The organism is Pantoea sp. sgz302252 (genome assembly GCF_047713085.1).
Taxonomy (GTDB): domain Bacteria; phylum Pseudomonadota; class Gammaproteobacteria; order Enterobacterales; family Enterobacteriaceae; genus Scandinavium.
The window spans coordinates 37,163-55,038 of sequence record NZ_JBLFJW010000013.1 but is presented as its reverse complement, the minus strand read 5'-3'; the positions used below and the strand labels follow the sequence as shown (position 1 = coordinate 55,038).

Annotated in this window: 25 protein-coding genes; 12 read left to right on the top strand and 13 right to left on the bottom strand. The window is 53.3% G+C overall.

Annotated features, from left to right (window positions below):
- The first annotated feature begins 54 nt into the window (after positions 1 to 54).
- Together elbB and mtgA are read left to right on the top strand one after the other, a co-directional pair.
- Positions 55 to 708 carry an isoprenoid biosynthesis glyoxalase ElbB gene (elbB, locus tag ACLW56_RS11975; protein ID WP_330983997.1) on the top strand — a complete coding sequence of 218 codons (654 nt, stop codon included), beginning with the start codon at positions 55 to 57 and terminating at the stop codon, positions 706 to 708.
- Positions 705 to 1,430: a monofunctional biosynthetic peptidoglycan transglycosylase gene (gene mtgA, locus ACLW56_RS11970; RefSeq protein WP_330983996.1), complete on the top strand. Its 726-nt coding sequence runs from the start codon at positions 705 to 707 to the stop codon at positions 1,428 to 1,430. The genes elbB and mtgA overlap by 4 nt, the downstream gene beginning before the upstream one ends.
- Positions 1,431 to 1,594: 164 nt before the next feature.
- Here the strand turns inward: mtgA and npr are convergent, their stop codons facing one another.
- Genes npr through ACLW56_RS11915 form a run of 11 tightly spaced genes read right to left on the bottom strand, consistent with a single transcriptional unit; the run spans position 1,595 to position 9,481 of the window.
- Positions 1,595 to 1,867 (bottom strand): PTS phosphocarrier protein NPr, encoded by a 273-nt coding sequence (gene npr / locus ACLW56_RS11965; RefSeq protein WP_330983995.1) that lies wholly within the window; start codon positions 1,865 to 1,867, stop codon positions 1,595 to 1,597.
- Positions 1,864 to 2,718 (bottom strand): RNase adapter RapZ, encoded by an 855-nt coding sequence (gene rapZ / locus ACLW56_RS11960; RefSeq protein ID WP_330983994.1) that lies wholly within the window; start codon positions 2,716 to 2,718, stop codon positions 1,864 to 1,866. Before rapZ ends, npr begins: the two co-directional genes overlap by 4 nt.
- 33 nt (positions 2,719 to 2,751) lie before the next feature.
- Complete coding sequence (gene ptsN, locus ACLW56_RS11955; RefSeq protein WP_330983993.1) at positions 2,752 to 3,243, bottom strand: PTS IIA-like nitrogen regulatory protein PtsN; 492 nt, start codon at positions 3,241 to 3,243, stop codon at positions 2,752 to 2,754.
- Between the two features lie 57 nt (positions 3,244 to 3,300).
- Positions 3,301 to 3,588 carry a ribosome hibernation promoting factor gene (gene hpf, locus ACLW56_RS11950; protein ID WP_330983992.1) on the bottom strand — a complete coding sequence of 96 codons (288 nt, stop codon included), beginning with the start codon at positions 3,586 to 3,588 and terminating at the stop codon, positions 3,301 to 3,303.
- 22 nt (positions 3,589 to 3,610) lie between these two features.
- Positions 3,611 to 5,044, bottom strand: coding sequence for an RNA polymerase factor sigma-54 (gene rpoN, locus ACLW56_RS11945; protein ID WP_330983991.1), 1,434 nt, complete (start codon positions 5,042 to 5,044; stop codon positions 3,611 to 3,613).
- 47 nt (positions 5,045 to 5,091) lie between these two features.
- Positions 5,092 to 5,817 (bottom strand): LPS export ABC transporter ATP-binding protein, encoded by a 726-nt coding sequence (lptB, locus tag ACLW56_RS11940; RefSeq protein WP_330983990.1) that lies wholly within the window; start codon positions 5,815 to 5,817, stop codon positions 5,092 to 5,094.
- A gap of 6 nt (positions 5,818 to 5,823) precedes the next feature.
- Positions 5,824 to 6,381 carry a lipopolysaccharide ABC transporter substrate-binding protein LptA gene (gene lptA, locus ACLW56_RS11935; RefSeq protein WP_330983989.1) on the bottom strand — a complete coding sequence of 186 codons (558 nt, stop codon included), beginning with the start codon at positions 6,379 to 6,381 and terminating at the stop codon, positions 5,824 to 5,826.
- Entirely contained in the window at positions 6,362 to 6,925 is a 564-nt protein-coding gene (gene lptC, locus ACLW56_RS11930) for an LPS export ABC transporter periplasmic protein LptC (RefSeq protein WP_330983988.1), read from the bottom strand. The genes lptA and lptC overlap by 20 nt, the downstream gene beginning before the upstream one ends.
- A complete protein-coding gene (gene kdsC, locus ACLW56_RS11925; protein WP_330983987.1) occupies positions 6,922 to 7,488 on the bottom strand; it encodes a 3-deoxy-manno-octulosonate-8-phosphatase KdsC in 567 nt (188 codons plus the stop codon). Before kdsC ends, lptC begins: the two co-directional genes overlap by 4 nt.
- A gap of 14 nt (positions 7,489 to 7,502) precedes the next feature.
- Positions 7,503 to 8,489, bottom strand: a complete 987-nt coding sequence (gene kdsD / locus ACLW56_RS11920) for an arabinose-5-phosphate isomerase KdsD (protein ID WP_330983986.1) — start codon at positions 8,487 to 8,489, stop codon at positions 7,503 to 7,505.
- A 14-nt stretch (positions 8,490 to 8,503) separates the two neighbouring features.
- Positions 8,504 to 9,481, bottom strand: a complete 978-nt coding sequence (locus ACLW56_RS11915; protein ID WP_330983985.1) for a calcium/sodium antiporter — start codon at positions 9,479 to 9,481, stop codon at positions 8,504 to 8,506.
- A gap of 209 nt (positions 9,482 to 9,690) precedes the next feature.
- Here ACLW56_RS11915 and mlaF point away from each other — a divergent pair, with 209 nt between their 5' ends.
- The 7 genes from mlaF to murA all read left to right on the top strand — a co-directional run bounded on the left by mlaF (position 9,691) and on the right by murA (position 14,484).
- Positions 9,691 to 10,503 carry a phospholipid ABC transporter ATP-binding protein MlaF gene (mlaF, locus tag ACLW56_RS11910; protein ID WP_330983984.1) on the top strand — a complete coding sequence of 271 codons (813 nt, stop codon included), beginning with the start codon at positions 9,691 to 9,693 and terminating at the stop codon, positions 10,501 to 10,503.
- 7 nt (positions 10,504 to 10,510) lie between these two features.
- Positions 10,511 to 11,293: a lipid asymmetry maintenance ABC transporter permease subunit MlaE gene (gene mlaE / locus ACLW56_RS11905; protein WP_330983983.1), complete on the top strand. Its 783-nt coding sequence runs from the start codon at positions 10,511 to 10,513 to the stop codon at positions 11,291 to 11,293.
- Between the two features lie 4 nt (positions 11,294 to 11,297).
- Positions 11,298 to 11,849, top strand: coding sequence for an outer membrane lipid asymmetry maintenance protein MlaD (mlaD, locus tag ACLW56_RS11900; protein WP_330983982.1), 552 nt, complete (start codon positions 11,298 to 11,300; stop codon positions 11,847 to 11,849).
- A gap of 18 nt (positions 11,850 to 11,867) precedes the next feature.
- The gene (gene mlaC / locus ACLW56_RS11895) at positions 11,868 to 12,503 is read left to right on the top strand and encodes a phospholipid-binding protein MlaC (RefSeq protein WP_330983981.1); all 636 of its coding nucleotides are present in this window, start codon (positions 11,868 to 11,870) and stop codon (positions 12,501 to 12,503) included.
- Entirely contained in the window at positions 12,503 to 12,793 is a 291-nt protein-coding gene (gene mlaB / locus ACLW56_RS11890) for a lipid asymmetry maintenance protein MlaB (protein ID WP_330983980.1), read from the top strand. The genes mlaC and mlaB overlap by 1 nt, the downstream gene beginning before the upstream one ends.
- Before the next feature lie 124 nt (positions 12,794 to 12,917).
- A complete protein-coding gene (gene ibaG, locus ACLW56_RS11885) occupies positions 12,918 to 13,172 on the top strand; it encodes a BolA family iron metabolism protein IbaG (protein WP_330983979.1) in 255 nt (84 codons plus the stop codon).
- Positions 13,173 to 13,224: 52 nt separating this feature from the next.
- Positions 13,225 to 14,484, top strand: a complete 1,260-nt coding sequence (gene murA / locus ACLW56_RS11880) for a UDP-N-acetylglucosamine 1-carboxyvinyltransferase (RefSeq protein WP_330983978.1) — start codon at positions 13,225 to 13,227, stop codon at positions 14,482 to 14,484.
- Between the two features lie 59 nt (positions 14,485 to 14,543).
- On the opposite strand, the gene sfsB is transcribed toward murA, so the two are convergent.
- Both sfsB and ispB read right to left on the bottom strand, forming a co-directional pair.
- Positions 14,544 to 14,813, bottom strand: coding sequence for a DNA-binding transcriptional regulator SfsB (sfsB, locus tag ACLW56_RS11875; RefSeq protein ID WP_330983977.1), 270 nt, complete (start codon positions 14,811 to 14,813; stop codon positions 14,544 to 14,546).
- 186 nt (positions 14,814 to 14,999) lie between these two features.
- A complete protein-coding gene (ispB, locus tag ACLW56_RS11870) occupies positions 15,000 to 15,971 on the bottom strand; it encodes an octaprenyl diphosphate synthase (RefSeq protein ID WP_330983976.1) in 972 nt (323 codons plus the stop codon).
- Between the two features lie 257 nt (positions 15,972 to 16,228).
- Here ispB and rplU point away from each other — a divergent pair, with 257 nt between their 5' ends.
- The 3 genes from rplU (at position 16,229) to ACLW56_RS11855 (ending at position 17,876) form a co-directional block, all read left to right on the top strand.
- Complete coding sequence (rplU, locus tag ACLW56_RS11865) at positions 16,229 to 16,540, top strand: 50S ribosomal protein L21 (RefSeq protein ID WP_000271401.1); 312 nt, start codon at positions 16,229 to 16,231, stop codon at positions 16,538 to 16,540.
- 19 nt (positions 16,541 to 16,559) lie between these two features.
- Positions 16,560 to 16,817 (top strand): 50S ribosomal protein L27, encoded by a 258-nt coding sequence (gene rpmA / locus ACLW56_RS11860; protein ID WP_097164196.1) that lies wholly within the window; start codon positions 16,560 to 16,562, stop codon positions 16,815 to 16,817.
- Positions 16,818 to 16,910: 93 nt separating this feature from the next.
- Positions 16,911 to 17,876 carry a DMT family transporter gene (locus ACLW56_RS11855; protein WP_330983975.1) on the top strand — a complete coding sequence of 322 codons (966 nt, stop codon included), beginning with the start codon at positions 16,911 to 16,913 and terminating at the stop codon, positions 17,874 to 17,876.

The window sequence follows — 17,876 nt, the reverse complement described above, 5'->3', positions numbered from 1 at the left end:
GGTAAATCAAAATTATTCATGGGCTTCAGACAGTTGCCTTAAAGGAAACGCGAGATGAAAAAAATTGGCGTCGTGCTGAGCGGCTGCGGTGTGTATGACGGTAGCGAAATTCATGAGGCGGTGATTACCTTGTTGGCCATTGCGCGTAACGGCGCACAGGCGGTCTGTTTCGCACCGGATAAAGGACAGTCAGAGGTGATTAACCATTTGGCCGGTGAATCAATGGCTGAGGGCCGCAATGTGCTGATTGAAGCCGCCCGTCTTGCTCGCGGCGATATTCAGCCGTTATCGCAGGCACGTGTGGAAACTCTGGATGCGTTGATTGTCCCTGGTGGGTTTGGTGCGGCCAAAAACCTCAGTAATTTTGCTACCCAGGGCAGTGAGTGCCATGTCGATGCGGAGTTAAAAGCGCTCACGCTCGCGATGCATCAGGCGGGAAAACCGCTCGGGTTCATGTGTATTGCTCCGGCGATGTTGCCGAAGATTTTTGACTTCCCACTGCGCATCACTATTGGCACCGACATTGATACGGCGGAGGTACTGGAAGCGATGGGCGCAGAACACGTGCCTTGTCCGGTGGACGATATTGTGGTCGATGAAGAGAACAAAGTCGTCACCACTCCAGCGTATATGCTGGCGCAAAATATTGCCGAAGCGGCCACCGGGATAGAAAAGTTGGTGTCACGCGTACTGGCGCTTAGCGAATGAGTCGGCGGCGTTCCCCGATGGCCTGGCTAAAACGCATATTGCTCAGGGTTGTGTTGGTATTGGTGGTGTTTTGGGGCGGCGGTATCGCGCTTTTCAGCGTGTTGCCGGTGCCGTTTTCAGCCGTGATGGTTGAGCGCCAGCTAGGCGCAATCTTCAGCGGTAATTTACACTATCTCGCGCACTCTGATTGGGTGAGCATGGATGAGATGACCCCGTGGATGGGGCTGGCGGTCATCGCCGCAGAAGATCAGAAATTCCCGGATCACTGGGGCTTTGATGTTGGCGCAATAGAGAAAGCGCTGGCCCATAACGAACGCAACGAAAACCGCATTCGCGGGGCTTCCACGCTGTCACAGCAAACCGCTAAAAATCTGTTTCTATGGGATGGCCGAAGCTGGCTGCGTAAAGGACTGGAAGCGGGTCTGACGGTGGGCATTGAAACCGTCTGGAGCAAAAAGCGCATCCTGACCGTCTACCTGAACATTGCCGAATTTGGCGAGGGCGTTTTTGGCGTTGAAGCGGCCTCGCAGCGCTATTTTCATAAGCCAGCCAGTAATCTGACGATGTCCGAAGCGGCGCTGCTGGCGGCCGTCTTGCCAAACCCGATTAAATTTCGCGCCGATGCGCCTTCAGGCTATATCCGCAACCGACAGGCGTGGATTTTACGCCAGATGCGTCAGTTGGGCGGGGAAGGATTTATGCGGGATAACAAACTGTATTAAGCCGGGCGTCTGGCTTTGAGATCACCCCCTCACCCTCACCCTAACCCTCTCCCTCAGGGAGAGGGGACTGTTTGGCGCTGTTTGGGGCTGGTTTTCTCCCTCTCCCTTGAGGGAGAGGGCAGGGGAGAGGGGGTAATGCTAAGGGAGAGGCAAATCAGGCTAAATCAGTCTTCATCAAATCCGGCATTAAACAGCGCGATGACTGCCGCGAGGGCTTCTTCTTCCTGCGGGCCGCTGGCTTCTATCTCAATCTGACGGCCTTTGGCGGAATCCAGCATCAACAGCGCTATCACGCTGCTGGCTTCTGCTTCGGTGCCTTCGTCATTTCGCAGCAGCACTTCGGCATCAAACGTCTGCACCAGTTCAAACAGCTTCATCGCCGGGCGGGCGTGCATGCCCAGCTTATTCGTGATTTCAACGGTTTGCTTTACGCTCATGTTTTACGTTTTTCCAGCGTCCTGTGACGTGACTGAACGTTCTTGCCGCGAGAGCGGAAGTAGTCAGCAAGCTGCTCGGCAATATACACCGAACGATGTTTACCGCCAGTACAGCCAATCGCCACTGTCAGATAGCTGCGATTGTTGGTTTCCAGCATAGGTAACCATAGCTCAAGATAACTGCGTGTTTGATAGATAAAATTGTGAACTTCTGTGTGCCTGTCGAGGAACGCCGCCACCGGTTTATCGAGGCCGGTCATTGGGCGGAGTTTCGGGTCCCAGTGCGGGTTTGGCAGGAAACGCACGTCAAACACATAATCCGCATCAATCGGGATTCCGTGTTTAAAGCCGAACGATTCAAACACCATTGTCAGCTCACGCTCTCGCTTGCCCAGCAGGCGAGTACGCAGCATTTCTGCCAGCTCGTGGACTGACATTTCCGAGGTGTCGACAATCAGGTCTGCGCGGGAACGCAACGGTTCCAGCAGGTCGCTTTCCTGATCGATGGCGCTTTCCAGTGACAAATTCTTGCTTGAGAGCGGATGCAGGCGACGCGTGTCGCTGTAGCGACGAATCAACGTGTTGCGGTCAGCATCAAGGAAAAGCAGCTGCGGAGAGAACGTCTCCGGCAGGTTTTGCATCGCCTGTTCGAAAATCTCCGGAGATTCCGGCATGTTACGGACATCAATGCTGACCGCCGCAGACATCTGCCGGTCAGCAAGGCTTTTCGCCAGTTCGGGCAACAGCACTACTGGCAGGTTATCCACGCAGTAAAAGCCCATATCTTCCAGCGCGCGCAGGGCAACAGATTTACCTGAGCCCGAGCGGCCGCTGACGATCATCAGTACCATCAGCCGTTTCTCCTTACGACAACCACGCTCCCGTTAGGCATCATCATCACTGACCTCTTCGCCAGTGATAATTTCATACAGTTCCTGATCGCTTTGCGCGCTGCGCAGGCGACGGCAGATAGTCTTATCCGCCAGGCGTTTTGCCACCAGCGAGAGAGTATGCAAATGGGTTTTGGTTTGATCGGCTGGCACCAGCAGGGCAAACAGCAGATCGACCGGCTGATTATCAATCGCATCAAAGGCGATAGGCGTTTCAAGTTGCACGAACACGCCGACAGCGCGGAGCGTATCCTCTTCCAGCTTACCGTGAGGAATGGCGATACCGTTACCAATGCCTGTACTGCCCATTTTTTCACGGGTCAGGATCGCTTCGAATACCACCTGCGGCGGTAAATTCAGCTGTTTTGCGGCCAGTTCACTGATAATTTCCAGCGCGCGCTTCTTACTTTGGCAGTGAACTGCACTGCGGGTACATTCCTGGTTAAGGACATTGCTCAGTTGCAGAGCCGAATCGTTGTTCATCATAATTTCACCTGCGTACCGCCTGACCCGAAGGACCGGGACAGGCGTACGCCCGGACAATTAGTGTTGTTTCAGTTTATCTTTATGTTTGGTCAGCTGGCGTGCCAGCTTATCAATCAGACCGTCGATGGCGGCATACATATCCTGCCCTTCCGCACTGGCATGAATTTCGCCCCCGTTCACATGCAGGGTGGCGTCCGAGATATGAGTCACTTTTTCCACTTTTAACACAATATAGACCTGATTGATCCGTTCGAAAAACTGCTCAAGCTTCGCAAATTTTGCATTCACAAACTCGCGCAGAGCGTCAGTGATTTCGACGTTGTGTCCTGTGATATTGAGCTGCATAGTGTCTTCCTTATCGGTTGTGTCAGACCAGCTGTTTACGCTGGTTGGACGGCGGAATGGATAAAGACTCTCGGTACTTTGCAACGGTGCGGCGTGCCACCATGATGCCCTGTTCGGACAGCATGGAGGTCAGCTTACTGTCACTCAGTGGTTTCGCGGGATTTTCCGCGGCAATTAACTTCTTCACCAACGCTCGAATGGCCGTGGACGAGGCTTCGCCGCCGCCTTCGGTATTCACATGGCTGGAGAAGAAATACTTAAGCTCAAAAATGCCTCGTGGGCTGTGAAGATACTTTTGCGTTGTCACGCGCGAAATCGTGGATTCATGCATTTCCACCGCCTGGGCGATATCCGCCAGCACCATGGGTTTCATGAACTCTTCGCCTTGCTCGAAAAACGTCTGCTGTTGTTCAACGATGCAACGACTCACCCGCAGCAGCGTGTCATTGCGGCTTTCCAGGCTTTTAATGAGCCATTTGGCTTCCTGCAAATTACTGCGAATGAATTGGTTGTCAGCCTCGTTTTTAGCGGTATTGCACATCCCGGCATAGTGCTGATTAATTTGCAGGCGCGGAATGCTGTCAGAATTGAGCTCGACAGTCCAGCGGCCGCTGATTTTACGGACCAGCACATCAGGGATGACATACTCCGGCTCGCCGGTCTGAATAGACTGACCCGGGCGCGGATCCAGCGATTGTATTAGCGTGACGGCTTCTTTCAGCACGTCTTCTTTGAGACGTGTGACGCGCATAAGAGAACGAAAATCGTGGTTCGCCAGCAGATCGAGGTGATCGCTAATGATCTTTCGGGCTTCTTCAAGCCACGGCGTCTCTTTGGCAAACTGAGAAAGCTGGATCAACAGGCAATCGCGTAAATCTTTCGCGGCGACGCCGACAGGATCGAAGCGCTGAATGCGCTTGAGCACCGCTTCCACTTCATCCAGATCGAGCTCTTCATTGCCGATGCTTTCGAGGATCTCTTCGACGGTGGCCGTGAGATAACCCGTGTCATCAACGGCATTAACGATAGAGGTCGCGATGGCGCGATCGGTGTCGGAAAAGGGGGTCAGCTCCACTTGCCACATCAGATAGTCCTGAAGCGATTGAGTGGTTTCACCCTGATAGACAGGTAATTCGTCATCCTGATAATCAGTACCGGTGCCGGAAGGGGTTCCCGCGGTGTAGATTTCGTCCCAACTGGCATCGAGCGGCAGCTCGTCCGGCATCTCTTTTTGTTCGAGTGCATCGACGGTGTCGAAGGCTTCGTTGTCAGTTTCTTCTTGCGAATCAACTTCTTCGTGAAGATCGGTTTGCTCAAGCAGGGGATTACTCTCCAGCGCTTGCTGAAGTTCCTGTTGCAGCTCGAGCGTAGAAAGCTGCAACAAGCGAATAGCCTGTTGCAGTTGCGGCGTCATGGCGAGCTGTTGACTGAGCCTTAATTGCAAACCTTGCTTCATAATCAGGGCAAATATCTCCGACCAGAATGTCTGTAGTCACTACCCTATCAGAGTCTGAAGTCTTCCCCAAGATACACACGCTTAACATGTTCGTCTTGAAGGATTTGTTCTGGCGTGCCGTGGGCAATCAGATGCCCCTGGCTTACGATGTAAGCACGTTCACAAACCGCTAACGTTTCACGAACGTTGTGGTCGGTGATGAGCACACCAAGACCGCTGTCGCGCAGATGCTCAATGATGCGTTTGATGTCGATGACCGATATAGGGTCAACACCGGCAAACGGTTCATCGAGCAGGATAAATTTCGGATTTGCCGCAAGCGCACGGGCAATTTCGACACGGCGGCGCTCGCCCCCGGACAGCGCCTGACCGAGGCTGTCACGCAGATGTTCGATGTGAAACTCTTCCATCAGCTCGTTGGCACGATCAACGCGTTGCTCATTGGTGAGGTCATCACGGATTTGCAATACTGCCATCAGGTTGTCGAACACGCTCAGACGGCGGAAAATAGAGGCTTCCTGCGGCAGGTAGCCGATACCCCGGCGTGCACGTGCATGCAGTGGCAGCAGGCTGATGTCTTCATCATCAATAATGATGTTGCCAGCATCGCGGGACACAATGCCGACCACCATGTAGAAGGTGGTGGTTTTACCTGCACCGTTTGGCCCCAACAGGCCAACGATTTCACCCGAATTGACCGTCAGGCTGACGTCTTCAACCACCCGACGTCCCTTATAGGCTTTCGCAAGATTCTTCGCAGTTAATGTTGCCATAACGTATTAGTTACTCTTCTTTTGCTCAGCCGGTTTGTTGGCGCCGCTCTTATCCTGCAGCTGCGACGGTACCAGAACGGTTGTTACGCGCTTACCTTTTTCGCTAAACGCCTGCATTTTCTGCTCTTTCACCAGATAGGTAATTTTGTCACCGGTGATATTGCTGTCGAGCTGTTCCAGATAAGCCTTACCGGTCAGGACGACCAGATCGCTGGCAACCTCGTAATGCATTTTAGAAGCGTGGCCTTTAACTGGCTTTCCGCTGTCCTGCATCTGATAGAAGGTGGCTGGATTACCGTAGCCATCAATCGTCTCTTTGCCTTTTTCGCCCGCAGGACGAGTCACCACAACCTTATCGGCATTAATCTTGATACTGCCCTGCGTCACGATAACGTTGCCGGTAAATGTGGCCACGTTGCCCTGCATGTCGAGGGATTGCTGATCGGACTCAATGTGAATCGGCTGATCGGTATCGCCCGTCAACGCCAGCGCTGGCAGACTGGCGGCCAGCAAAGCGCTGGCAAGAGCAAGCTTGAGGCTGAATTTATTTGTTTTGAATTTCATAAGAGGTTCTCACCTTTTCAATCAGCTCGGCGTTTTTGCTGCGTAAGTTGCCGCGCATTTTAAGGCCGCTGGAATTAAATGTTGTCCCGTACAACGTCACCAGATCGTCTGAACTCACATCCTGGGTGACCAGATTCACAATGGCATTGTCCGTCGTGACTTTGCGAAGTTGAGAGTCCGGCGTCAACGCGTTGATCTCAACGTGTCCGTAAAGATACAGCATACGGTCATTCGTCAGTTTGGCCTTATCGGCCCTGATAGACCATGTCGGCACTTTATTGACGTCAAAAGTGGTTAAAAACGGTTGAGTGAACCAGGAAATGGCCTGATCGGAAAAATACTCGACATGCTCTGCGATTAACCGGTAGTTCAGCGCACCTTCAGGGCTGTAAACCACCGTATCTGTGTGTTCACTTTTGTACGTCGGATCGTTATTGCTGACCACGGCCTGCGTGGTGTCGTCTTTATCGACCAGGTTAAAGCCAATCAGCACCAGCGCCAGCAGTGAAAGCAGAATGATAACCCAACGTCTGGTTTTACTCATATTGATTGCCCTTTGGCTTCATCCAGTTTGCCCTGAGCCAGCAGCAGCAGGTCGCAGACTTCACGAACCGCGCCACGTCCGCCATCAATGCGGGTCACGTAATCCGCGCGTGGCGGCAACAGCGGATGGGCATCTGCAACGGCGACACTCAGGCCAACGTCAGCCATCACTGGCCAGTCAATCAGATCGTCACCGACATAAGCCACTTCATCCGGGCGCAAAGATAACGTCTTCAGGAGCTCACGGTAAGCAATAAGCTTATCCGACTGCCCTTGCCACAGATGGGTAATGCCCAGCGTTTTGCAGCGGTCTTCTACCAGTTTAGCTTTTCGCCCGGTGATGATTGCAACTTCTATGCCTGAAGTCAGCGCACAACGGATCCCGTAGCCATCGCGAACGTTAAAGGCTTTCAGCTCTTCACCGTTGTTGCCCATATAAATCAAACCGTCAGACAGGACGCCATCGACATCAAGGATCAGCAGACGGATTTTCTCCGCCCGCTCGATAACCTGCGTACTGACCGGTCCATAGCAGGTCGTTACCGACGCGCCAGCATTACTCATTGTTTTTTCCTTACTTACACTACGCCAGCGCGCAGCAGATCATGCATATGTAACACACCCAGCAGATGGTCGCCATCAGCAACCATCACGCAGGTGATATGACGGGACTGCATCAGGTTCAGGGCATCCACCGCCAGAATGCCCGGACGGACACGAACGCCACCGTGAGTCATGACATCGGCAATACTGAGATCGCGCACATCAACGCCCATATCGAATACCCGACGCAGGTCGCCATCGGTGAAAATACCTTCGATTTGCATCTGGTCGTCGCAGATAACGGTCATGCCCAGATTTTTGCGCGTGATCTCCAGCAGCGCATCGCGCAGGGAGGCGTCTTTGCTGACCTGAGGAATTTCGTCACCAGTGTGCATGATGTCATTGACGCGTAAAAGCAATTTGCGCCCCAGTGCGCCGCCGGGATGTGAAAGCGCGAAGTCTTCAGCCGTAAAACCGCGGGCTTTCAGTAAAGCAACGGCAAGCGCATCGCCCATCACCAACACCGCCGTGGTGCTGGACGTTGGGGCAAGCCCGAGCGGACAGGCTTCTTTGGGGACGCTGACACAAAGATGAATATCGGCGGCTTTCGCCATGCTGCTCTCAGGGCGGCTGGTCATGCAGATAAGCGGCACATGAAGACGTTTGAGCACAGGAATGAGCGCCAGAATTTCGTTAGATTCGCCCGAGTTGGATAAGGCAATGACCACATCCTGCGGCGTGACCATCCCCAGATCGCCATGTGCGGCTTCACCAGGATGCACAAAGAAAGAGGAAGTGCCGGTGCTGGCAAACGTAGCAGCCATCTTGCGGCCAATGTGCCCGGATTTGCCCATGCCCATCACCACCACTTTGCCGCCGCAGTCGGCTATTTTCTCGCAGGCGCGGGCGAAGTCCTGATTAATGTATTGATCGAGCTGAGCCAGACCTTCACGTTCAATCTCCAGCACCTCAAGGCCTGCCTGCTGAAAGTCAAAATCCGGTTGCAAATCTATTTGCGACATAATGTTATCCCGATTCACTCTGCGAAAAACGGCGTGCCCCACCAGAGGAACGCCAGCCAAACGATAAAGCAGCCCGTCAACAACGCGCCTGCGCCTTTACCAATTTGCGGTTTTCGACGCCAGCACAGCAGGGCAAAAATCACGCTGACCAGCACCATCACACCGTAATCACGGCTAAACGCCAGTGGGTTGAACTCCCCTGGCGCAATCAACGCCGGAATGCCCATCACGATAGCGATATTAAAAATGTTGGAGCCGATGATATTGCCAATAGCGATATCGTCTTCTCCTTTCCGTGCGCCGGCAATCGCCGTCGCAAGCTCCGGCAGGCTGGTGCCGATGGCAATAACGGTCAGGCCGATGGTCAGTTCGCTCATCGCAAAATAGTTCGCCAGCACGGTTGCGTTATCCACCACCATGCGGGTCGCCATCGGCATGATAATCAGCGCCACACCAAGCCACAGACAGGCGACGGGCAAAGAGCCTTCTCGCGGCAGCTCGGCAAGCTGTTCTCGCGTCAGGCTGTCGTTGCCTTGTCGCTCGGCGAGCCGGGCGATCTTCACGATATAAAACAACCACAAGGCGGCCAGGGCAAACAGGAAGCAGCCATCCATTCTGGTTAGCCGCCCATCATACAGCACAAAACCTGCGAAAAGACTTACGACTAACATTAGCGGCAATTCGCGGCGCAGGATATCGGAATGGACGGTAAATGAGTGAAGCAGCGCCGCCAGGCCCAGGATCAGCAGAATGTTAATGATATTCGAGCCGATAGCTGTGCCAATAGCGAGATCGATTTGCCCGTGAAAAGAAGCGCTTGCAGAGACAATGATCTCGGGCAATGAGGTGCCGACGCTGACCACTGTCATGCCAATGATCAGCGGCGGAAGGTTCATACTGCGGCAAAGTATCGAGGCTGCGAAGACCAGACGATCGGCACTGTAGACCACCAGAAGCAAACCAATTATTAACAGAGCCGTCGCTAAAAGCATCTAAAGTCCTTTCTTCAGGTATAATCGCCAGCCAGTTTGCACCACACACAAGGCGTGGACGAATTCTTAATTTTGACTTTATGCGTTGAAAAAGTAAAACAAATGCCTGCTTTCGCTAACCACGGCGGGTAAGATTCTGTAAAAATGATGCGTTATTGGCGCCATAACACGCCATGCTTAACCTGATGAGGTTTTTCCAGGGATAATCTATGAACCAGAAACCGGATAATTTGGTCGATGTCCGTGGTGTCAGTTTTACTCGCGGTACGCGAACGATCTTCGACAACATCTCGCTGTCGGTGCCGCGTGGGAAGATTACGGCCATCATGGGGCCGTCAGGGATCGGCAAAACAACACTGCTGCGTCTCATTGGCGGGCAAATTCCGCCTGACAGCGGTGAAATTCTTTTCGACGGCGAAGACGTGCCAAACATGTCTCGTTCGCGTCTGTATGCGGTCCGTAAACGGATGAGCATGCTGTTTCAGTCTGGCGCGTTGTTTACCGATATGAATGTTTTCGATAACGTCGCTTATCCGCTGCGCGAGCACACGCGTCTGCCTGCGGCGTTGCTGAAAAGCACGGTGATGATGAAGCTTGAAGCGGTTGGGCTACGCGGGGCGGCTAAACTGATGCCCTCTGAGCTGTCTGGTGGGATGGCACGCCGGGCTGCGCTGGCCCGTGCGATTGCACTTGAGCCCGATCTCATCATGTTCGACGAGCCCTTTGTCGGCCAGGACCCTATCACTATGGGCGTGCTGGTCAAACTGATTTCAGAGCTCAACAGCGCGCTGGGTGTTACTTGCATCGTGGTTTCTCATGATGTGCCGGAAGTGCTGAGCATCGCGGATTACGCCTATATCGTTGCCGATAAAAAAATCGTCGCTCATGGCAGCGCGCAATCGCTACAGGACAACAGCGATCCGCGCGTGCGTCAGTTCCTCGATGGTATCGCCGATGGCCCGGTGCCGTTCCGCTATCCGGCGGGCGAGTATCGTCACGATCTTCTCGGAACAGGGAGTTAAGTTACTCATGCTGTTAAATGCACTGGCTTCGCTGGGTCATCGGGGGATTAAAACCCTGAGGACTTTTGGGCGGGCTGGGTTGATGTTATTCAACGCCATCGTTGGCAAGCCCGAGTTTCGCAAGCATGCGCCGTTATTAGTGCGTCAGCTCTATAACGTTGGCGTGCTGTCGATGCTGATCATTCTTGTCTCGGGCGTGTTCATCGGTATGGTGCTTGGCCTTCAGGGCTATCTGGTGCTGACGACCTATAGCGCAGAAACCAGTCTTGGCATGCTGGTAGCGCTGTCGCTACTGCGCGAACTGGGGCCGGTGGTTGCGGCTTTGCTGTTTGCGGGGCGCGCAGGGTCTGCGCTGACCGCTGAAATTGGCCTGATGCGCGCCACCGAACAGCTCTCCAGCATGGAGATGATGGCGGTGGATCCGCTGCGACGCGTGATTGCCCCACGTTTTTGGGCCGGTGTTATTTCGCTACCGCTGCTGACTATCATCTTTGTTGCCGTTGGCATCTGGGGGGGGTCTTTGGTGGGCGTGAGCTGGAAAGGTATTGATGCGGGGTTCTTCTGGTCGGCGATGCAAAATGCCGTGGACTGGAGAATGGACCTGGTGAACTGCGTGATCAAAAGCGTGGTCTTCGCCATTACCGTAACGTGGATTGCGTTGTTCAACGGTTATGATGCGATCCCCACTTCCGCCGGGATCAGCCGTGCAACGACCCGCACCGTGGTGCACTCGTCGCTGGCGGTGCTGGGGCTGGATTTTGTGCTGACTGCACTGATGTTTGGGAATTGAGTTCATGCAAACGAAAAAAAGTGAAATCTGGGTAGGCGTATTTCTGTTAGTGGCATTTCTGGCGGCGCTGTTTGTGTGCCTGAAAGCGGCAGACGTCACCTCTCTACGGACTGAACCGACTTATCAGGTGTATGCCACTTTCGATAACATCGGCGGTCTGAAAGCGCGTTCACCGGTACGTATCGGGGGCGTTGTCGTAGGCCGTGTGGCCGATATTACGCTCGATCCAAAAACCTACTTGCCTCGCGTGACGCTGGATATCGAAGAGAAATACAACCAGATCCCGGACACCAGCTCGCTGGCTATCCGCACCTCAGGCTTGCTGGGTGAGCAGTATCTGGCGCTGAATGTCGGTTTTGACGATCCGGAAATGGGGACGTCTATGCTTAAAGAAGGTAGCACTATCCAGGACACGAAATCAGCCATGGTGCTGGAAGACCTCATTGGCCAGTTCCTTTACAACAGCAAAGGTAGCGACACTAAGACGACAGGCGATGCGCAAAGCCCGGCGGAAGACCATACTGATGCAGCCGAGCCGGCTGGAGCGACGCACTAATTTCAGGAGACTTACTTCATGTTTAAACGTGTACTCATGATTGCCATGCTGGTGATTGCCCCACTGACGGCGGCAACGGCAGCCGATCAATCAAATCCTTATAAACTGATGGGCGAAGCGGCACAGAAAACCTTTGACCGCCTCAAAAACGAGCAGCCAAAAATTCGTTCTAACCCGGATTATCTGCGTCAGGTTGTGGACCAGGAATTGCTGCCGTATGTTCAGGTGAAATATGCCGGAGCCTTGGTGTTGGGCCGCTACTACCGTGATGCGACGCCAGCCCAGCGTGAAGCCTATTTTGCGGCGTTCCACGAATACCTGAAGCAGGCTTACGGCCAGGCACTGGCGATGTATCATGGTCAGACTTACCAGATCGCACCGGAACAACCGCTGGGCGATGCGACGATTTTACCGATTCGCGTGACCATCATTGACCCTAATGGTCGCCCACCGGTTCGTCTTGATTTCCAGTGGCGTAAGAACACCCAAACGGGCAAGTGGCAGGCGTTTGACATGATTGCCGAAGGGGTCAGCATGATCACCACCAAACAGAATGAGTGGAGCGATCTGCTGCGTACCAAAGGCATTGATGGCCTGACCGCGCAGCTGCAATCTATTTCCAAACAGCCCATCACGTTGGATCAGAAAAAGTAATGGCTGATTCGCTGTGCTGGACGCGAGAAGCCGGGCAATTACGCCTGCAAGGGGAACTTGATCAGGATTTTCTGGTTCCTCTTTGGGACGCCCGCGAAGAAGCCACTCTGGGCGTCGATACGATTGACCTCAGTCAGGTTAGCCGTGTGGACACCGCAGGTGTTGCGCTGCTTATCCATCTGGTGGCGCTCATTCGCGCTCAGGGCAAGAAGGTGAATATCGTCGGCAAAAGCGAAAAGATGAATACGCTGGTGCAACTTTACAACCTTCCCGTCGACCTGATCCCCTAACGTATTCAATGCATTATTCTTAAAAGCCTCAACGTTTTGTGCGTCGGGGCTTTTTGTCTGTTTAAGACCGCTTCACTTTCCTCTAAGATATTGGGCTGTTTTCACTATCAGATGAAATTACCCCATGGAAAATCATGAAATTCAGACGGTGCTCATGAATGCACTCTCCCTTCAGGAAGCCCACGTCACTGGCGATGGCAGTCACTTTCAGGTTATTGCCGTGGGCAGTCTGTTTGATGGTATGAGCCGGGTAAAGAAACAGCAGGCCGTGTATGTCCCGCTGATGGAATACATTGCTGATAACCGCATTCATGCCCTGTCGATCAAGGCGTATACCCCGACCGAATGGGAACGCGATCGCAAGCTCAACGGTTTTTGAGCGACGGGCAGCCGCCCTTCGCGCAGGTGAATTTTAAAAGAGATATCAACGAATGGATAAATTTCGTGTACAGGGGCCAACGCGTCTTCAGGGCGAAGTGAGCATCTCCGGCGCTAAAAATGCTGCGCTGCCGATCCTCTTCGCGGCACTGTTGGCGGAAGAGCCAGTAGAAATTCAGAACGTGCCGAAGCTGAAAGACATCGACACCACCATGAAGCTGCTGAGCCAGTTGGGCACCAAAGTCGATCGCAACGGATCTGTCTGGATCGATGCCAGCAACGTGAACGTGTTCTGCGCTCCGTATGAGCTGGTGAAAACCATGCGTGCTTCTATCTGGGCGCTGGGGCCGCTGGTGGCTCGTTTTGGTCAGGGTCAGGTTTCTCTGCCGGGTGGTTGCGCCATTGGTGCGCGTCCGGTCGATTTGCATATCACCGGCCTTGAGCAACTGGGCGCGGAAATCAAACTGGAAGAAGGTTACGTTAAAGCTTCCGTGAATGGCCGCCTGAAAGGTGCCCATATCGTGATGGACAAAGTGAGCGTAGGTGCCACCGTCACCATTATGAGTGCCGCGACGCTTGCCGAAGGGACGACCATCATCGAAAACGCCGCGCGCGAGCCGGAAATCGTTGATACGGCTAACTTCCTCAACACGCTGGGCGCGAAAATCACCGGCCAGGGTTCCGACCGTATTACCATCGAAGGCGTGCAGCGTCTGGGTGGCGGTGTGTACCGTGTCCTGCCAGACCGTATCGAAACCGGTACGTTCCTGGTGGCTGCCGCTATCTCTGGCGGGAAAATTGTTTGTCGCCATGCTCAGCCAGATACGCTTGATGCGGTACTGGCGAAACTGCGTGAAGCGGGTGCAGATATCGAAGTCGGTGAAGACTGGATCAGCCTCGACATGCACGGTAAACGCCCGAAAGCGGTCAACGTGCGCACCGCTCCGCATCCTGGCTTCCCAACAGACATGCAGGCTCAGTTCACTCTGTTGAACCTGGTGGCGGAAGGAACGGGTGTGGTAACGGAAACCATCTTCGAAAACCGCTTCATGCACTTACCGGAACTGATCCGTATGGGTGCTCATGCAGAAATCGAAAGTAATACCGCGATTTGCCACGGTGTTGAGAAACTCTCCGGCGCTCAGGTGATGGCGACCGACCTGCGTGCTTCTGCAAGCCTGGTGCTGGCAGGCTGTATTGCAGAAGGGACAACGGTTGTAGAACGTATTTACCACATCGATCGTGGCTACGAGCGTATTGAAGATAAACTTCGTGCGTTGGGCGCTAACATCGAACGTATCAAAGGCGAGTAATATCGCTCTTCAGTCTGGTATCCCCCCGTCTCAGGCGACGTGGGGGTTGCTGGATTGACTCACTTCTCTTTCAGTTGTCTTCTCTGCTGCGTTCTGTCGATAAACTCGTGGGTAATAGGATCGTGGTAACGCGATGGCCAGATAACCCAAGGGTCAGTACCCAATGCCGTCGCAATGATCACCTCACCTTTCGGCCAGGGCCGGGTAAGCGCATTAGCAAGCGTTGATGAGCTAAGGCCGTTCTTACGGGATTCTGCCGCTAATGATGTTCCTTTTTTGCGCAGTCCGGCAATAATATCTGCAGGATGCCAGTCGATAAATTTATCCATACTTTCTCCCTGTTGATAAACCAATAACCACTTTGTGGTGGGAGTCATACTATAACGCTGAAAATGTCATGGTTCTAAAAAGTTCAAGTAAAGAGAAAGGATATTCGGATTAAATTAAGATGTTGCAAGGAGCGAACAGGAGAGGGGTTTTTATTAGAACTTTCCCGCGCAGAACGCGGGAACAGATCAGTGGTCGCGTTGGACTGCGATGTGCGCGAGGGCAATTAATGCTTCACGCCATGGCGTGTCTGGAAGAGACTGCAGAGCTTCAATAGCTTTGTCCGCTTCCTCTTCTGCGCGCTGACGGGTCCATTCCAGAGAACCGCAGGCGGTCATGGTTTCCAGCACAGGTTCGAGTAAATGGCGACCGTTGCCTTCTTCGATAGCCTGGCGGATCATCTCGGCTTGCTCTGGCGTACCATTGCGCATGGCATGCAGCAGAGGAAGCGTCGGTTTGCCTTCGTTAAGATCGTCACCGACATTTTTACCCAGCGTTTCGCCGTCTGCGCTGTAGTCGAGCAGATCGTCGATCAGCTGGAAGGCAGTGCCAAGATAACGGCCATAGTTCTGCAGCCCTTTCTCTTGTTCCGACGTGCAGCCAGCAAGGAGCCCTGAACACTGCGCGGCAGCTTCAAACAGACGTGCAGTTTTGCTGTAGATAACCCGCATGTAGTTCTCTTCGGTAATGTTCGGATCGTTGACGTTCATCAATTGCAGTACTTCACCCTCTGCAATCACGTTAACGGCTTCGGACATTACTTCAAGGATCTTCAACGATCCGAGACTGGTCATCATCTGGAACGCGCGAGTATAGATAAAATCGCCGACCAGAACGCTGGCAGCATTGCCGAACGCCGCGTTTGCGGTGGCTTTGCCTCGACGCATGTTAGATTCATCCACAACGTCATCATGCAGCAGGGTGGCGGTGTGGATAAACTCGATCAGTGCAGCGATAGTGACATGTGCATTTCCCTCATAGCCGACAGCGCGAGCTGCCAGAACTGCGATCATTGGACGAATGCGTTTCCCGCCTCCGCTGACGATGTAGTAACCTAACTGGTTGATCAGTTGGACGTCAGAATTGAGCTGCTCAAGGATTGCCGCATTCACTCCCGCCATATCTTGCGCGGTTAACTCATTGATTTTTTCTAAATTCATCGCAAAAGCCGGGCTTAATGTCCTGTTTACCGCTTATCCATAAGGGATAACGAAGAGTTTGGTTTACAATTGTAGCCCTGATTGTACTGAAAAAACGGCGCAGATAAACGTTACCGTGCGGGTTGTATTTTTTTTCTGCATGGAACGACAAACACTCTTGTCAAAGGCTCTCGTTTTGCGTAATATTCGCGCCCTATTGTGAATATTTATAGCGCACTCTGAATCACACGAGGATGTGCGCGGAAGCGGAGTTTTATATGTACGCGGTTTTCCAAAGTGGTGGTAAACAACACCGAGTAAGCGAAGGTCAGACCGTTCGCCTGGAAAAGCTGGACATCGCAACTGGCGAAACTGTTGAGTTCGCTGAAGTTCTGATGATCGCAAACGGTGAAGAAGTCAAAATCGGCGTTCCTTTCGTTGATGGCGGCGTAATCAAAGCTGAAGTTGTTGCTCACGGTCGCGGCGAGAAAGTTAAAATCGTTAAGTTTCGTCGTCGTAAACACTATCGTAAGCAGCAGGGCCATCGTCAGTGGTTCACTGATGTGAAAATTACTGGCATCAGCGCCTAAGACCTGAGGAGTAGATTAAATGGCACATAAAAAGGCTGGCGGCTCAACTCGTAACGGTCGCGACTCAGAAGCTAAACGTCTGGGTGTAAAACGTTTCGGTGGCGAAACTGTTCTGGCAGGTAGCATCATCGTTCGTCAGCGTGGCACCAAATTCCACGCAGGCAACAACGTTGGTTGCGGCCGTGACCACACTCTGTTTGCTAAAGCAGACGGTAAAGTGAAATTCGAAGTTAAAGGTCCGAACAACCGTAAATTCATCAGCATCGTTGCTGAGTAAGTTTTTCGGTCCGGTAACGGATGAAAGCCCCGCAACGTGTTGCGGGGCTTTTTACATTGAGAGTCCGGAAAATTTCTGACAGGGATAACGGGCATGAAGCAGCAGGCGGGCATTGGTATTCTTTTGGCGCTCACCACCGCGATGTGTTGGGGTGCATTGCCGATTGCAATGAAGCAGGTGCTGGAGGTGATGGAACCTCCTACCATCGTGTTCTACCGCTTCCTGATGGCGAGTCTCGGTCTGGGGACCATTCTGGCTATCAAAGGCAAACTTCCGCAGCTGCATCTTTTCCGCAAACCGCGTTGGTTAGTGCTGTTGGCCATCGCCACGGGTGGGCTGTTTGGCAACTTCATTCTGTTCAGTTCATCCCTGCAGTATTTGAGCCCAACGGCATCACAGGTGATAGGGCAACTCTCGCCTGTAGGGATGATGGTGGCGAGCGTCGTCATCCTGAAAGAGAAAATGCGTGGCACCCAGATAATCGGTGCCGCAATGTTGCTCTGCGGGCTGGTGCTCTTTTTCAACACCAGTCTGACTGAAATTTTCACCCGCCTGACGGATTACACCTGGGGTGTCATTTTCGGCGTTGGCGCGGCAACGGTCTGGGTGAGTTATGGGGTCGCGCAAAAGGTGTTATTGCGCCGTCTGGCCTCACAGCAGATCCTGTTTTTGCTGTACACTTTATGTACGATAACGTTATTGCCGTTAGCCAGGCCGGGCGTAATAGCTCAGTTGAGTGACTGGCAACTGGCGTGCTTGATTTTTTGCGGGCTCAACACCCTGGTGGGTTATGGGGCTCTGGCGGAAGCCATGGCCCGTTGGCAGGCGGCGCAGGTCAGCGCTCTGATTACGCTGACCCCGCTGTTTACACTGTTATTTTCAGATTTGTTATCAATGGCCTGGCCCGATTTCTTCGCCAGACCGATGTTAAACCTTTTAGGTTATCTCGGTGCGTTTGTCGTGGTTGCGGGCGCGATGTATTCCGCCATTGGTCATCGTCTATGGGGACGGTGGCGTAAGCGTGAAGCGGTAGTCCCGTTACCCCGCTCAGGCGAATGA

What these genes read in the sequence shown, in the direction of transcription:
- ibaG (WP_330983979.1), top strand. Translation starts at nt 12,918, where the DNA reads ATGGAAAATCATGAAATTCAGACGGTGCTCATGAATGCACTCTCCCTT.
- ptsN (WP_330983993.1), bottom strand. Translation starts at nt 3,243, where the DNA reads ATGATGAACAACGATTCGGCTCTGCAACTGAGCAATGTCCTTAACCAG.
- lptC (WP_330983988.1), bottom strand. Translation starts at nt 6,925, where the DNA reads ATGAGTAAAACCAGACGTTGGGTTATCATTCTGCTTTCACTGCTGGCG.
- kdsC (WP_330983987.1), bottom strand. Translation starts at nt 7,488, where the DNA reads ATGAGTAATGCTGGCGCGTCGGTAACGACCTGCTATGGACCGGTCAGT.
- ispB (WP_330983976.1), bottom strand. Translation starts at nt 15,971, where the DNA reads ATGAATTTAGAAAAAATCAATGAGTTAACCGCGCAAGATATGGCGGGA.
- mlaB (WP_330983980.1), top strand. Translation starts at nt 12,503, where the DNA reads ATGGCTGATTCGCTGTGCTGGACGCGAGAAGCCGGGCAATTACGCCTG.
- lptB (WP_330983990.1), bottom strand. Translation starts at nt 5,817, where the DNA reads ATGGCAACATTAACTGCGAAGAATCTTGCGAAAGCCTATAAGGGACGT.
- kdsD (WP_330983986.1), bottom strand. Translation starts at nt 8,489, where the DNA reads ATGTCGCAAATAGATTTGCAACCGGATTTTGACTTTCAGCAGGCAGGC.
- ACLW56_RS11855 (WP_330983975.1), top strand. Translation starts at nt 16,911, where the DNA reads ATGAAGCAGCAGGCGGGCATTGGTATTCTTTTGGCGCTCACCACCGCG.
- sfsB (WP_330983977.1), bottom strand. Translation starts at nt 14,813, where the DNA reads ATGGATAAATTTATCGACTGGCATCCTGCAGATATTATTGCCGGACTG.
- npr (WP_330983995.1), bottom strand. Translation starts at nt 1,867, where the DNA reads ATGAGCGTAAAGCAAACCGTTGAAATCACGAATAAGCTGGGCATGCAC.
- rapZ (WP_330983994.1), bottom strand. Translation starts at nt 2,718, where the DNA reads ATGGTACTGATGATCGTCAGCGGCCGCTCGGGCTCAGGTAAATCTGTT.
- mlaD (WP_330983982.1), top strand. Translation starts at nt 11,298, where the DNA reads ATGCAAACGAAAAAAAGTGAAATCTGGGTAGGCGTATTTCTGTTAGTG.
- rplU (WP_000271401.1), top strand. Translation starts at nt 16,229, where the DNA reads ATGTACGCGGTTTTCCAAAGTGGTGGTAAACAACACCGAGTAAGCGAA.
- rpoN (WP_330983991.1), bottom strand. Translation starts at nt 5,044, where the DNA reads ATGAAGCAAGGTTTGCAATTAAGGCTCAGTCAACAGCTCGCCATGACG.
- lptA (WP_330983989.1), bottom strand. Translation starts at nt 6,381, where the DNA reads ATGAAATTCAAAACAAATAAATTCAGCCTCAAGCTTGCTCTTGCCAGC.
- mlaC (WP_330983981.1), top strand. Translation starts at nt 11,868, where the DNA reads ATGTTTAAACGTGTACTCATGATTGCCATGCTGGTGATTGCCCCACTG.
- rpmA (WP_097164196.1), top strand. Translation starts at nt 16,560, where the DNA reads ATGGCACATAAAAAGGCTGGCGGCTCAACTCGTAACGGTCGCGACTCA.
- hpf (WP_330983992.1), bottom strand. Translation starts at nt 3,588, where the DNA reads ATGCAGCTCAATATCACAGGACACAACGTCGAAATCACTGACGCTCTG.
- mtgA (WP_330983996.1), top strand. Translation starts at nt 705, where the DNA reads ATGAGTCGGCGGCGTTCCCCGATGGCCTGGCTAAAACGCATATTGCTC.
- mlaF (WP_330983984.1), top strand. Translation starts at nt 9,691, where the DNA reads ATGAACCAGAAACCGGATAATTTGGTCGATGTCCGTGGTGTCAGTTTT.
- ACLW56_RS11915 (WP_330983985.1), bottom strand. Translation starts at nt 9,481, where the DNA reads ATGCTTTTAGCGACGGCTCTGTTAATAATTGGTTTGCTTCTGGTGGTC.
- murA (WP_330983978.1), top strand. Translation starts at nt 13,225, where the DNA reads ATGGATAAATTTCGTGTACAGGGGCCAACGCGTCTTCAGGGCGAAGTG.
- elbB (WP_330983997.1), top strand. Translation starts at nt 55, where the DNA reads ATGAAAAAAATTGGCGTCGTGCTGAGCGGCTGCGGTGTGTATGACGGT.
- mlaE (WP_330983983.1), top strand. Translation starts at nt 10,511, where the DNA reads ATGCTGTTAAATGCACTGGCTTCGCTGGGTCATCGGGGGATTAAAACC.